General features: G+C 36.2%; 14 protein-coding genes. 1 reads left to right on the forward strand and 13 read right to left on the reverse strand.

Annotated elements, in window-relative coordinates:
- Positions 1-100 precede the first annotated feature (100 nt).
- Complete coding sequence (locus ACERJO_RS03710) at positions 101-649, reverse strand: hypothetical protein (RefSeq protein WP_247105045.1); 549 nt, start codon at positions 647-649, stop codon at positions 101-103.
- Between the two features lie 231 nt (positions 650-880).
- Here ACERJO_RS03710 and ACERJO_RS03715 point away from each other — a divergent pair, with 231 nt between their 5' ends.
- Positions 881-1,282 (forward strand): MarR family winged helix-turn-helix transcriptional regulator, encoded by a 402-nt coding sequence (locus ACERJO_RS03715; protein ID WP_308446079.1) that lies wholly within the window; start codon positions 881-883, stop codon positions 1,280-1,282.
- A 72-nt stretch (positions 1,283-1,354) separates the two neighbouring features.
- Here ACERJO_RS03715 and deoC read toward each other — a convergent pair whose 3' ends face one another.
- The 12 genes from deoC to ACERJO_RS03775 all read right to left on the reverse strand — a co-directional run bounded on the left by deoC (position 1,355) and on the right by ACERJO_RS03775 (position 15,001).
- Positions 1,355-2,029: a deoxyribose-phosphate aldolase gene (deoC, locus tag ACERJO_RS03720; RefSeq protein ID WP_247105046.1), complete on the reverse strand. Its 675-nt coding sequence runs from the start codon at positions 2,027-2,029 to the stop codon at positions 1,355-1,357.
- Positions 2,030-2,279: 250 nt separating this feature from the next.
- Positions 2,280-2,936 (reverse strand): YesL family protein, encoded by a 657-nt coding sequence (locus tag ACERJO_RS03725; RefSeq protein WP_247105047.1) that lies wholly within the window; start codon positions 2,934-2,936, stop codon positions 2,280-2,282.
- 15 nt (positions 2,937-2,951) lie between these two features.
- Positions 2,952-4,049 carry a glycoside hydrolase family 88/105 protein gene (locus tag ACERJO_RS03730; protein ID WP_373646586.1) on the reverse strand — a complete coding sequence of 366 codons (1,098 nt, stop codon included), beginning with the start codon at positions 4,047-4,049 and terminating at the stop codon, positions 2,952-2,954.
- A 12-nt stretch (positions 4,050-4,061) separates the two neighbouring features.
- Positions 4,062-4,373, reverse strand: coding sequence for a cupin domain-containing protein (locus tag ACERJO_RS03735; RefSeq protein ID WP_373646587.1), 312 nt, complete (start codon positions 4,371-4,373; stop codon positions 4,062-4,064).
- A gap of 16 nt (positions 4,374-4,389) precedes the next feature.
- On the reverse strand, positions 4,390-5,586 hold the full coding sequence (locus ACERJO_RS03740) for an MFS transporter (protein ID WP_373646588.1): 1,197 nt from the start codon (positions 5,584-5,586) through the stop codon (positions 4,390-4,392).
- A gap of 24 nt (positions 5,587-5,610) precedes the next feature.
- Complete coding sequence (locus tag ACERJO_RS03745) at positions 5,611-6,732, reverse strand: prenyltransferase/squalene oxidase repeat-containing protein (RefSeq protein ID WP_373646589.1); 1,122 nt, start codon at positions 6,730-6,732, stop codon at positions 5,611-5,613.
- A gap of 23 nt (positions 6,733-6,755) precedes the next feature.
- Positions 6,756-7,631, reverse strand: coding sequence for a carbohydrate ABC transporter permease (locus ACERJO_RS03750; protein WP_247105052.1), 876 nt, complete (start codon positions 7,629-7,631; stop codon positions 6,756-6,758).
- A 15-nt stretch (positions 7,632-7,646) separates the two neighbouring features.
- On the reverse strand, positions 7,647-8,543 hold the full coding sequence (locus tag ACERJO_RS03755) for an ABC transporter permease (RefSeq protein WP_247105116.1): 897 nt from the start codon (positions 8,541-8,543) through the stop codon (positions 7,647-7,649).
- Positions 8,544-9,001: 458 nt separating this feature from the next.
- Positions 9,002-10,558 (reverse strand): extracellular solute-binding protein, encoded by a 1,557-nt coding sequence (locus tag ACERJO_RS03760; RefSeq protein ID WP_373646590.1) that lies wholly within the window; start codon positions 10,556-10,558, stop codon positions 9,002-9,004.
- A 447-nt stretch (positions 10,559-11,005) separates the two neighbouring features.
- Positions 11,006-13,303, reverse strand: coding sequence for a helix-turn-helix domain-containing protein (locus tag ACERJO_RS03765; RefSeq protein ID WP_247105054.1), 2,298 nt, complete (start codon positions 13,301-13,303; stop codon positions 11,006-11,008).
- Between the two features lie 187 nt (positions 13,304-13,490).
- Entirely contained in the window at positions 13,491-14,321 is an 831-nt protein-coding gene (locus tag ACERJO_RS03770; protein WP_373646592.1) for a sugar phosphate isomerase/epimerase family protein, read from the reverse strand.
- Complete coding sequence (locus ACERJO_RS03775) at positions 14,318-15,001, reverse strand: rhamnogalacturonan acetylesterase (RefSeq protein ID WP_373646594.1); 684 nt, start codon at positions 14,999-15,001, stop codon at positions 14,318-14,320. Before ACERJO_RS03775 ends, ACERJO_RS03770 begins: the two co-directional genes overlap by 4 nt.
- Positions 15,002-15,092 lie beyond the last annotated feature (91 nt).

Here is a 15,092-nt window from a genome sequence, read left to right on the forward strand (position 1 = left end):
CGCGGAAAGCAAAATAAAGTTCAGGAGCGGTTTATGTGCATCGCCACATATTTGTTCGTATTCCCATGGTCAAAACTTTTTTGTCCGAGACTCTTTAGCATTAGTTTGATGACTCACTAGAAGGTTGCTGTAATTGTTGCTCTGTTTGCTCTAGCTGCTCCGTTAATGTCGTTAAAACATCCATTGATTGTACAGATTCATCAATCGAATTCAATAGCTGAGTCACTTGTTGAACGTTTTTTTGTAGTTGGCTATACAATTGCTGTTGCTGTTGCTTAGCCTGCTGATTCATTTGTTTTACTTGTTGTAACAACATCTGTTGATCCTGCTGATTTGATGGAGAAACGGTGGTTGGTTGTTGATATGATTTCATTTTTACTTGCTGTAAAGTCGTTTGCATCGATTGAAGTTGGTCGTTCACATCTGGTGTTAACTCTTCACCTGCTTCCAGCTCATTTTGCATCTGATTATATTGCTGTTTAGCTTCTAAATCATTTACCTTCACCGCATAAGCCCCTTCCAACTGTCGATCTGTCTGATTTGTCTGAACTGGAATAGTTGCTACTGTAGGATTCTTCTTCGAAAAGTAAGCAAGCATCCCAATTGTTGCCACTAAAATGGCGACGATGCCTACAAGCCATAATTCCATGTCATCACTCCCTCGTATCGATTCTATAAGTAGTATGAACGACTCCATTCAGAACTATTAATAGAATATGAATGACAATAGAAATCACAAATCAATTACCTAATTTTAGAAAAGTCTTGATCTTATTTCTTAACTAGAATATTATCTCTGTATAAGGGATCCAGAAAGGTGTGAAGTTCAATTAATATTGAGTTAGGAAACAATCACGAGCAATCTTTAAAGCTCTTTATCGTGCTTTCTAGAGCTTCTATATGGTTAAGCAAGCATTCCGATAGACAAATTAGTAAACACGGCTTAACTACAACTGAATTTGCCGTACTAGAGCTCCTTTATCATAAAGGAACCAAGCCACTTCAGCAAATCGGTGAAAAAATACTTACATCGAATGCGAATACAACTTATGTCATTGATAAATTAGAAAAAAAACAGTTCCTAAAAAGAAAGCGTTGCTCAACCGACAGAAGAACGATTTATGCAGAATTAACCGATGCAGGCCGTTCATTCATTGAAGACATTTTTCCCGAACATGAACAAGTCATTAAAGATGCAACTGCAGGACTATCTGAAGAAGAAATGCTCCAAGCCATTGAATTATTAAAGAAAATTGGCTTATATGCGAAAGAGCATTATTAATTAGAGCGCACCCATACGTTTTACACTTAAAAGGCGACTAGAAGACCGCTACCTCTTCTAATCGCCTTTTTCTCAATATGCTGATTCTCCTTTTTCACCGTTCACGATTGCTACTCCAGCACTAGCCCCTATTCTAGTTGCCCCTGCTGAAATCATCATTTTCGCACCTTCTAAATCTCGTACACCACCAGATGCTTTTACTCCTTTTTCCGGTCCAACCGTTTGACGCATTAATTGTATATCTTCAACTGTCGCACCACCTGTTGAAAACCCTGTAGATGTTTTCACAAAATCCGCACCAGCTTTCACCGCTAATTCACACGCACGACGCTTCTCTTCTTCTGTTAATAAACTTGTTTCAATAATAACTTTTGTCAAAGCTTGTCCACTAGAAGCATGAACGACAGCTCTAATGTCACGTTCAACTAAATCGTTATCTTTGCTTTTTAAAGCTGCGACATTTATAACCATGTCGATTTCTGTTGCTCCATTTTCAATTGCATTTTTTGTTTCGAAGGCTTTTGCATCTGTCGTATTTGCTCCTAGTGGGAATCCAATTACCGTGCAAACCTTTACGTCCTCCTCATCTTGCAACAACTGAGCAGCTAGCTTCACCCAAGTTGGATTCACACAAACTGAAGCAAAAGAATATTCCTTTGCTTCTGTACAAAGCTGAACAATGTCCTTCTCACTTACATCCGCCTTTAAAGCTGTATGGTCAATATATCGCGAAATTGATTGATCCAATTACCTTCGTCCTCTCTATGTATAGTCTTTTCACTCATCATAACACAAAGTTATTGTAGTATTTGTAAAAAATGCTGTAACATACATTTCACTGCTCGACTTAAAGGATACGAAACCTTATAGCGGCTTTTCTTATTTTATAAAAGATACAGATTATTAATATAAGGAAAAGAATGTCCCAAAAGGTTAAAGCACCCCTTCAGAAACATTCCATTTTCTCTCCGTACACAATTAGCTTCTCTCCACCATATTAATAAGCTTGAACGCTCTCTTTACTCTTAGCTTCTTTTTGAATATTTCGCTCACTGACAATTCGAAAGACAATATTCGCTATTTTCATCAACGTAAATCCGATTAAACTGCACGTGAAAAACGGAATTAAACCAGGTATATACATGACTAAATATTGCACAGCGACTACCGTGACTGCCATCAAGATCATATATTGCGGATATGATAATGTAAGCATGAGTGCCACTTTTAATTTATCTATTGGCTTCACATCAAAATGGACGTATACCGGAAAAAACATTAATAATGACAGCAAATAGATAACCGTTATAACAAGTAAGACATACCTAATCACTTGCATCCACATGATTTGATCGGAAAGAATCACAAAGTTCGCATAAATGATATACCCGATAAATACGAAAAACACTCCAAACAAATTGGCTTGCACAAACTCTTTTTTATAATAGCGCCAATAGGTCCGAGAGACTGAAAAATCACTCGTTCCTTTTATCCACTTTCTCATTACAGCAAACATAGCTACTGTTGCTGGCATGACACCTAATACAACAAGACCAAGAAGTGTGAAAGCTATCCATAAAATATTTATATATGCGAGGCGTGAGATGAAGACACTAATTCGAAAAAAACCGCCCATTAAACCGCTCATTTCCATATCACACCACCCCTTTTATAAATCTTTTAATTGCAAACTCGCTAAAATAAAGGTTCCTACACCATGTAAATCATTTACACTCGTTTCTCGATTTACATAATAGTCATACACGCCAATGGAAGTCCCGATACAAATACCAGTTAATGAAATGTTTCCACCTGGTTCTTCTTGTATATAAGTAGATACAATACCTTCATAACCTTTTTGCGCATACTCGGCATAAGCGCTATCAATATACCCACATTTGACCGCTTTAGCAATCGTATAAACAAACAAGCTAGAGCAAGAACTTTCAAGCCAGTTATCCTCAAGATGACCTTTATTAATAATTTGATACCACAGTCCAGTCTCATCGTCTTGATAGCGAACAAGAATGACGATTAAATTTTGCAAGACGCTGAGTAAATCTCCCCTTTTTTCATGGTTTTCTGGTAATAAGCTGATGAGATCGACTACTGCTAATCCATACCACCCTAATGAACGTCCCCATATTTCAGGAGCTGTATGTGTTTCTGGAACACTCCAAGCTGTTTTTCCGCTTTCATCCCATCCATGAAAATAAAGGCCCGTCTTTGGATCGTACGTATTCTTTCTCATTAATGCTTCCTGCTTCAATACTAGATCCACGAGCTCAGGCTCATTAAACTGTTGTCCATACTGCATCGTGAAAGGTCCTGCCATATACAAGCCATCTAGCCACATTTGATACGGGTATTTATCCTTATGCCAAAATCCACCCTCTGACGTTTTGTTAATCGTTTTTAATAAATTACGTAATTTAGACGCAGCTACCTTATAGCGTACTTCGCCTGTTTGTTCATATAACGGTAGTAGCAGTAGACCAGGTTGTATGGCGTCTAATTGGTCACGCTCAAAATAAAAATTACCATGTTCATCAACGAGCTTATCAACGTATTCCTTCACATAATGAAAATAAGCATCGTCACCTGTTTCTAAATAAAGCTGGTAAACCCCACAGAGAAAGACACCTTGATGATAATGCCAACGATTAGCAGGCGGTAGCATATTCGGCTCATATTCACTCATTACACTCTCGCTCGCCTTTACGGCCCATTCAAGCGCACTTTTACCTTTTACTATGATTTGACTCATTATTCTACCTCCTTAATTTAGTAAATCTTCACGTAATGGTGTAAATGTATCAAGCAATAAGCCATTTTCTAGTGCAACAACACTATGAACAGCGTTACTAGGTATCGTTAATGTTTCACCTTTTTTCAGTAGGATTGTTTGATCATCCACCTTGAATTCAAACAATCCTTCTAAACAATACGTTAACTGTTCATGTGGATGGGCATGCTCATCACCAATTCCACCTTTTTGAAAATGCACTTCCATAACCATCAAATTTTCCCCTGGTTGATGAATCTTTCTTTTCACTAGTTGATTCACTTCTTCCCATTGACCAATTGCCATATGAATCATCCCCTTTTCACTTTTTAATTAAATAAGGAACCCCCAATTGTAGTACTAATACAAATGAAAGGACGAGCGGAACCGTTGTCGGATTGATGTCACTCGCAAATAGCATAAAAATAACGACTCCTAGACCTCTACCCCCATTAATAATCGCTTCCCGTAAAACAACCGTCTCCACTCGAAAATGTGTTTTCAAAGGTATTCGATCAAGCCAAGTAAAATAATAGACTCCATACGTATTCGCTTGTAACGGTCTAAAGAGTGAATAGATTGACATAAATAATAAAACCGTCCATATACTAATCTCCCAAAATAAGAAGCTAGCTGACAAGAGCATTCCAGCTGCTGAGACGAATAAATACGTTCGAGTTTGATCTAACCTTCCAAAGCGAGCTATTACATAGCTAGCTAGAATGGATAATGATAGAAACAACGCGTTTGTCGTACCGATAAAGCTTTCATTAGGAAATATCACAAATAATAAAATCGGTGGGACATACATCATGATCCCTTGAGGAAATCCTAATAAAAACCAACCAACAAGTGCATAGCCAAACCTTTTTTCTCTTTTCAAAATAAGAGGCAACAATTTCATATAATATTGAGTATGATGTGACTCTTCTTTATTTAGTTGAAAGCTTCCGATTGTTGCAAGAATAAACATGACAAATGCGAATGTAAAAACAATCGTATAACCTAGCAAGCCATCTTGAAAGCTAATCACATATCCTGCAACTGCTGGACCAATTAAATTCGCAACACCCATAAGCGCTTGATTCCAACCTAAATAGCGATGACGATTCTCATTATTTGACACTTCATGTGCCAATGTAAAATAACTTAACCAATAGGTCGATTGCGCCATTCCGCGTATTAGTGCAAACCAAACGAAATACTCGACCATGCTCTCCCTTGTTGCGATCACACATAAATAGAAAGCAGCTGTTAAAAAGATGCCATATCGATACATAACAAGATGGCCTTTTCTTTTTGCTAACCTTCCTATTAAAAGTGTCGTCACAGCTTGTGCCATAATGGCCGTGACATTAAATAAACCATTAACCATTAAACTTTCAGTTAAGCGCCATAAATATAAATTAATAAAAATTAATGAAAGTGAATTCCCAAATTGAAAAATCGTATGATTGACTAATGTTAATACCGCTTGTTTTGAGAGTCTTTTTTCTTTGCGTATTTGAAAAAATGACATACCTCTATAACACTTCTCTCTACTCTATGAAATGGATTCTACGTATTCAAAAAATTCCACTGCCTCCTGTAAAGGCAACACCTTTTTCTTAGCTAATCGATAGCATTGCATTCGAATAAGCGTTGCTTGTGTACTTGCATTCATATCACCTTCCACTAATCCTTCCCCTAAGAATACCGGTTCAGGCATATGAGGATAACACTCTCCTTCTTTCACTTGCGCAACATTAGGCGCCTTTGGTGAATGGTCGATTTCCCTTGAAAATCCTCCATCTATTCGCTTTAATCGACTTATGTTTTTAGTTGTTATTTGAATGATTTCTAACAATTCCTCATTAGAAAGATCTAAATCAAGATAAACAAGAAGATCAAGTGGGTTGCGAATGTAGCACATATCATTGGCCTTCTCCGTCCTTAAGCACGTCAAAATGCTTTTATAAATCTTGTCACGATTCGGTAACGGAATATGAAATTTACTATAAAACGTATGAAGTTTAAATGTCCCAGAAATTTGAACATATAAACTTCCCTCCCCCCATAGCCCGGTTTGTTGATCTTGTATCGATGCTAAATACTCAGTCGCAGCATTCAAAAATGGTAATCTCTCTTTCTCATCCATCTCCTGTAGGTAAATACATGATGTTGCTAATAAGTCACAACCGCGCCAACTATTGCTTAAATCAATGCTTTTCCACTTCTCAATATAGGCTTCTACTGATTTTGTAAACGCTGGTGCAGCCTTTGCTTTCAAAGGAAGTGGATACAGCGGCTCACTTCCTAGCCTCTTTAATGCATTGACAGAATAACCGAGTGCACGTTGTACCATCACTTCATCTTTCTCCATCATTGGATCATCATCAAGGAAATATCCTGTTTCCTTAACTTGTTTACGTTGAAAAAAGTGAATCAGTTTGTTTTTGATCTCCTCCGGTAAAAAGGAGAGCGCATCGTTTCGAATGAGCATATTAATGGCTTGAGCCGTTGATTCAATATCTGGTTTAAAGTGAGTACTCTCCTTAGAGCTTCTAGCGTAATAAAACCCTCCTAATAACGGATCATATTGATACGCTAGCCATTTAAATAAACCGGTATATTGCTCATCTAATTGCTCTAAGGCTTTTATTAATTGCTGTTTTATCACTGACATACACTCACAACCTTTTCATTTAATTAACCTTTCATCGAACCAAGCAATGCTCCCTTGGCAAAATACTTTTGTAAAAATGGATAAACAGCTAGAACAGGTATCGTAGCTACAACAATGACAGCCATCTTCACCGTAATTTCCGGCGGTGGTACACTCGTAAATTCAGCACCGTCATAATTCAAGCCACTAGCTAAAACGACGACCTGTCTTAAAAGAACTTGCACCGGCCATTTTGATGAATCGCTTAAATAAAGGATGGCATGCATATACGTGTTCCAATACGTTACTGCATAAAAAAGCGATATCGTCGCAATGGCTGGCATCGAACAAGGAATCACTATCCGAAACAAGATTCCAAAGTCACTACAGCCATCAATTTTCGCTGACTCTTCAAGTCCTGCTGGAAGATTTTGAAAGAAGCTTTTCAATATAATCATATTAAAAGCATTAATCGCTACAGGTACAATAAGAGCTGCCAATGAATTTAGCAAACCGGTATATTGAACAACGAGAAACGTAGGAATCATCCCACCGTTAAATAACAATGTGAACACAATGAAAAACATTAAAAACCTTCTACCGACTAAATCTTTTCGAGACAGTCCATACGCTGTTAACGTCGATAAAAACATACTAAATATCGTACCACCAACCGTAACACCTATTGATACCATCATCGCCCTCATAATTGTATCAGTCGAAAAAATATAGCGATACGCATCCAAGCTCCACACTGTAGGAATTAATACGAATCGTTTATCCGCTAATTCCGCACTCGTTGTAAATGACGCTGCTACAACATGCAAAAATGGTAAAATACATAATAAAGCGATAATCGTTAATAACGTTATATTAGTCACATCGAAAATTCTACTCCCTATGGATCGATCCTTAACCATTTTTCAGCCCTCCTTTTAATAAACGCCTTCTTCTCCAGCTTTCTTCGATAACCAATTAGCAAACATCACTAGAATTAAACCAATAATCCCTTTGAAAAATCCTACCGCCGTACTATAACTAAACTGACCTTGTTTTAAACCGGCTGTGTACACATACGTATCGAATATTTCCCCTACTTCACGGTTCGAAGCATTTAATAACAGATATACATGCTCAAACCCAAGCTCGAGAACATCTCCAATCTTTAATATTAATAGGACAATAATGACACTTCGAATAGCAGGTAATGTGATGTGCCAGATTTGTCTAATTCGATTAGCCCCATCAATTTTCGCTGCTTCATATTGTTCAGGATCAACCGCTGCCACTGCTGCTAAAAAGATAATCGTTCCCCATCCAGCCTCGCGCCAAATGACTTGTAAGATATACATCGGTCTAAATGTATCTGGATTCATTAAAAAGTTAATCTTCTGAAAACCCATTGCCTCAATAATCGAATTAATAATTCCTCCATCTAACGTCAGCATGACAAAACTTATTGAAACAATAACTACCCAAGACATGAAGTGTGGAATGTAAATTAACGTTTGTACACTTCTCTTAAAAAACTGATTACGCACCTCATTGAGCATTAAAGCCAATATAATTGGAATCGGGAAAAACACTAAAAGCTGAAGAGCAAATAAAATAAGTGTATTTCGAAAAATCATCCAAAAATCAGGACTAGAAAATAAACGCTCAAAGTGTTGAAGGCCTACCCACTCACTTCCCATAATACCTAAATAAGGCTTGTAATCTTGAAAGGCAATAATGAGACCATACATTGGAATATACTTGTAAATAAAAAAGTAAAGAATACCTGGGGCAATCATTAAATAAATCCATTTATTCTTTCTTATATTCTTCATCATTTCAGCACGTCTGTTGTATGGTGGCAACGGTGCTTTCGTTTTCTCAACAACCACTTGATTTTCCATAGCTATCTTCCTTTCGTAACAAAATGGTGTAAACGCTTTCTTGAGTGTAATCTTAATCGCAAAATAAGATTACAGCTATAATCATTTCACCATAATCATGAGAAAATCGTCGTTTTATCAGGGTTTTCGACTAAATCGAAGATAAAGATTATCCGAATCTTTTGTTAATTGATTCAAGTGTATAACCTTTTAGGGCGTACTATGCTTTTCTTACAGGAGACGTGTACATTGTTACAATGAATTTAAGATTATCAAACGAAGTGTAACGTATGGACTCGACACCACCGACGAACCACTTCTTTCTCTCATGATTAAATACTTTAAATTTATTATTCTGTAAAAAAAGAGAATTGACTCTTATCGAATCAATTCTCTAAAATGTCAGTTAAATGTTAGTTAATAGCTTGATAGGAATCATTAATTTCTTCAATAATCGCATCTCCACCTTGTGATCGCCAATCTTCAACTACTGCATCAAAACCTTCTCGATCAGTTTGACCTAGAATATAACGAACTGTAGCATCTTCAATCATTTGATTTAAACGTTCACCGTCACGAATAAATGTCTCTGAATCGAGTGTAACAGCTGGGTTATGAATTAAATAATTGTTATTGTCTAACACTAACTCATCTGCTTTTTGTCTTACTTCATAATCTGTGTATCCCTCGTAACGACCAGTTGTTTCAGGTTCACCAATCTCTAATGTTAAATAAGGTCTTACCTCAGTATCAATAACACGCTGTTCAGCAATCGTATTATCAGCTCGACCATCTTTTAATTCATAGTGCTCACCTTCAACACCCCAGTAGAGAGTATTAATGACCTCTGGACTGGCTAACTTGTCATAGAAACCTAGAATATTTAATAAGTCTTCTTCCGTTTCGATCGATGATTTAGAGAAAATAATAATTTCTCCAAAGCCTGGAATTGCCCAAACACCAAATTCACCTTGTGGACCTTCCACATAATTTTGAACATCAAATTCAATGTCAGGATTAAGTGCCGTAGCATCATTATTCATTGACGTTACATCAGGAAGTGATCCGACGTAAACACCAGCGGTTCCATTAGTGACGAGTGCAATTTGATCATCTTTACTCGTAACAGGAAAGTCTTGATTAATATATCCATTAGAGTGCATCTCTTTATAGAAGTCTAACGTTTCCATATATTCATCAAACATAAACTCTGGAAGCAATTGTCCGTCTTTTTCACCCCACTCATTCGGTGTTCCAAACCATGAAGCAATTGTCTTGAAACCACCATATATTAAGTCACTACGATCAGCAATTCCGATCGTATCATTATTACCCGTCCCATTCGGGTCATCCTCAGTAAAGGCACGAACCATTTCAAAAAATTCATCTGTCGTTGTCGGCGCATCTAATCCAAGATTATCCGCCCAATCTTTACGATAAATAATCCCCTGTCTTGAAAGTGGTCGCCCTTGATAAATCCCAAATATTTTTCCGTCGATCATCGTATTAGCTACAATATCTTCATTTAAATTACTTAAATTTTCAAATTGATCTAAATAAGGTCCAATTTCCCAAAACTGATCATTACGTATGGCATCTTTAAATTGGTTTACTTGATTAAAACCTATTCTAACAACGTCTGGTAGTGACCCAGTCGCAAAGGCTGTATTTAAGCGCTCATCATAGTTGCTATCAGGAACCCATTGAATATCAAGCTTATAGCCAGTCATTTCCTCAATTAATTCCTGGATTTTAGGGTCTGGCGTCTCAGCTGTGTGTAAGTTCGTCATAATTGAAAACTCATAGGGCTCTCCAGAATCTTCGCCTTCATTACTCGTAGCTTCATCTTCCGTATTATCAGAAGGCGTATCACTCTCGTTTGAAGCGCTTTCATTATTACATGCACCAAGTATCATTAGTAAAAGAGCAAAAGTACAAATCATTACGATATACTTCTTAGATATCTTCATTCGTATACCCCCAATTAATATTCTTTTTTGATCATACCACACATCTAACCCTGTTTTCCCTAAACATATTACCTGAGCGTGACTTCATCCATAAGCACTTAATTCTTTTTTTACACCTCCAGACAATCATTTTAACAACGTTGTAATGATGATCCGTTCCATTTAAATAATAAAATCATCATACGGTTCATGTTGTTACTGATGATCATAGTCGAAAAAGAATATGATTCATATAATCACCATCTCATTATGTAAGCACTTACATCACTGCAACACTAGTCCTTTTCATCTATCTGATCTAATGATTATTGAGGATATATACATCATACAAAAACCAATACCTTCATTTAAAATGCTACTACAATATACGCTGTACTATGTCTTCTACAATGAAAAAGCCCAATGAAAGGTAACACTCAACCTTTTCATTGGACTGCTATTCCTACACTAAGAAATATTTTGGTACTTCTTACGATATTGACCAGGTGTCATATCTTCTTGTTTTTTAAAGGACCGTATAAAATTTTGCGAATTTTTATATTGTAATTGATCAGCAATTTCCTTAACTGTCATAGATGTTTCAACTAACCATTGCTTCGCCTTTTTAAAACGGTAATTCGATAAATATTCACTAAATGTATGATTCGTTTCTTGCTTAAACACACTACTTAAATAGTTGGCATTGTAGTGAAGCTGCGATGCACATTCTTCTAACGTTATCTCCTCACCATAACGTTGGTGAATCATATCAATCATTTTCTCAGAAAGATTATGAAACTGCGATTCCTTTCGCTTTTGGAAAATTTGAATTAAAGGTTGAATCAACCTATCTTGAAACCAGCTTTCAATCTCGACTCTCATATTTAATTGTAGTAGCTCTTCATATAAGGATACATCGAATATTTCCAATTGCTCAAAGCTGACTTGACTTTCTTGCTTTAGCAATAATAAATTATTTAAAAGCTCCATCATATATATTTGGTATTCTCGTGGAGATTGAGCATTTTTAAACACTTTTTCCATCCATATTCGTAACTGTTCGTTCGCTTTCTTCTCTTCACCTAATTTAATCGCTATGAGCAACTCATCTTCAACTCTTTTCGGATAATCGAAAAGGGTTGCCTGCTTTCCAGAATACATCGACGAGAAGTGTACAATAACACCTGTTCCAAGCGTCATTCTATGCTTTAACGCTTCAATCCCTTCTTTATATCCTCTCTTCGCTGCCTTAATATCGGAAAATGAACGACTCACACCAATACTAATACATATTTTTAACGTTTGATGGATATTCATTTGGATCGTTTCCGTTAAATTATATATTTGATCTTTATGAACTTGCTCGTCTGAGAACCCTAATAATAAAATAAGCACTTGATCCATCCAAACCGTTGGTAAGCGGTTATCTGCTGGTACTGTTTCTTCAACAATATTTTTCACTGCAAATGAGATCTTCTCCAAATCATGTGACTGATAATCGTTTTTTTCAAGATTATCAATATGAATCGTACAAACGACCATTTGATCCCATGATTGAACTAAATCTTCTAGTTCAAAGCTTATTAATTTTTTATTAATTTCACTCGTTTTATAATGCCCCGTAAACAATTGATTAATAAAAACCGATTTCATTTGTTGTGAATGTTCCTTAAGTTCAGCTTCCAAATTGGTTTTAGATGAGAATAATTCACTAATATGATCTTCAATCAATTCTAACTCATTTCGCTTATTATTAGTATGTTCTGGCAAGTTTCCTTCAATATAAGACACGAGTTTATTAACTGGAGAGTATAATTTCTTGCTAATAATATATATATATAAACTACAAGTTAAAATAATAAACGTAATCATGAAAAACGTAATCCAGCCAATCGTTTTACTTTCTTCCGTTAAATCATCGATCGAGTTGAAGGAAATATAATTCCAATCATTAAAATCAGACTTATTATATGTAACCGTATATGACTCATCTTGATTAGAAACATTAAATTGACCTGACCGTTCATTAAATCCTTCTAGCGAATCAATGTAATGAGTATCGGCTAATGATTGACCAACCAAATTGGGATCACGATGCACGATAATCGTATATTCTTCATTTGTAATCATGACTTCATCTGACAGTTCATCTACGTTGATCATCTCTGCTAAACTACAAGAAGGGATATTTGTAAAAGCCAAGCCGTATTTTTCACTTAATTTAGGAGGGAGCTTCTTCACTAAACTTATTGTATATGGACATTCCCCAACTAAGATCGGTTCAGTAAACTCTTCATTCTCCAACAAAATCCAAGTCGTATTATGTTCTAAGTCCAAATAGGAAAGAAATTGTTCATGATCAGGGTGCTCATTCAACCTAGAGATTCCTGTGTAATCGACAATCCAATCTTCTTGTAAATTTAATAGAATCACTTCATCTACTTTCGTATCATATGATCTTAAATTGCTCAATTCCTGGCGTAACTCACGATAGATCGAAAAGTCTTCAGCCAATAATGGACGCCTAATAACTGATTCCATTAAGGGGGAATCAATTGATCGACTTACACTATGATGGACCGTTACTAATACCTGCTCTATATTAGATTGGATTTGCCTTATAACTTGTACCTTTTCATGATTCACTTTTTCTTGAATATGTTTTGATGATTGCACATATGAAAAAACACCTACGATAATAACGGGAATGACACTAACGATACTTGCAAATACGATAAGTTTTGTTAATAAGCTTTGGTTTTTCAAATGATTCCCTCCCTTCACCTTTTTATTTGTAAGGGTTTACATTTACGCGAGTAACAAGTTTTTTACATAATATGTAGATTATTATAACACATTCAAACCAATTGAATGATAGATGTTTTTGAGTTTAATTGGAAGAAGAAGAAGGAAAGCCTACTCCTAGGATTAACTAGAAATAGACCTAACAAGATTATTTGGCAAACTGTACTCGTTTTTGTTCGATAAATTGAATCACTCTATACATATCCTCTGGCTCTGTATGCTCAATGATAATGTGACATTCTGGTTTGTACTGATGCAATCGCTGCATAAATAAATCATAATTTAACAACCCTAATCCTGGTGATGTTTCTCGCAAAATACCTTGCGCGTCCAGGAGGCGATCCTTCGCATGACAAGCAACTATATGCTTTCCTAATAATTCAAACGCTTCTTCAATCACTTCATCTTGTTTTTGATAGTTTTCTTGTGTTAATAAGTTCCCCGGATCAAGAACAACACCAACTTGAGAGCTATTTAATTCATCTAGCATTTGTTTTAACGTTCGTGCTGAACCTATTAAATGACCATGTGCAGCCTCAAGCCCTACAATGATTCCCCATTGCTCAGCTTCCCTAACTAATTCAACTAAAGAATGATAGAGCTTATCCCAATCCTTTTCATAGTCCCCATTCGGTTGAGGTCTTCCTACTTCAGTAGCAATCATAGGTGCACCAAACATTGATGCATAGCGAATCAATTCTTTATATCGTTGTATGAAAGTTTGATGAGCGACTTCATTTTCATCAAATAAATGTAAATAGGATGCAATAATAGAGATATCCACTTCGTTTTTGTCAAATTCTTTTTTTATATTTCGAACGAGTCCAGGGTTTAATACTCCAGGCTTTGTAAAATCATAGTCATTAAATGCTTTCCAAATAGCTAATTGCACATGATTAATCCTATATTCACCTAATGTTTGAGCCATTTCTTTATACGTGTATGTTCCAAATAAATGGGCTAATGCTCCTACCGTCATTTCAATTCCTCCTCATTCTTCATAATCTCTATTAATTTTAAAGTATGTAATTGTTTGCACACAATCATTGCGATTTCCCTTGCTCCAAATTCACAGAAATGTGTATCATCTTGGATGCCTTCCTTGTAATTAGGATGTTCTCCTCGCTCTAACCAAAGAAATAAACGCTTAGATTCTGCTGGACCTAGTCTTTTAAGCAGCTTACGTGTTTGCTCTGTTAAGTCTATTAATGGTGTATTTAGCTTAGTAGATAGCTTTTTAATAGCAACAGGATACTCACCATGAGTGTCCAATAACAAACCATCTTCATTGAAGTGTCTTCGCTCAACAGGAGTCATTAATATCGGGATCGCTTCATTCTTTCTCGCTTCTTCAATATATTTTGCTAAATAAGCTTGAAATGTCGTGTATGGCTCTGTCCGCCTTTGTTGATCCTCTTTTTCGTCATTGTGACCAAACTGAATTAGAAGTAGGTCTCCTTTATTCAGGCTATGAGCAAATGCTTCTAACCTTCCTTCATCCTTAAAGCTTTTTGAGCTTCGACCAGAAGCAGCATGATTATAAACTTTTATAGAGAGAGGAAGAAGCTCTTGTAACATCTCTCCCCAGCCAGCTTGAGGTCTATTCTTTTCCTCATAGCTAGAAACGGTTGAATCTCCAACAATATGTATATTCTGCACTTACATCGATCCCTCCTTTCTTTTAATGCATTTTATAGTCGTTTTACTACATAAATAGGTTATCCCAACCTCCACACTAACAACGTTGTTA

Source organism: Halalkalibacter sp. AB-rgal2 (assembly GCF_041821005.1).
Classification (GTDB): domain Bacteria; phylum Bacillota; class Bacilli; order Bacillales; family Bacillaceae_D; genus Halalkalibacter.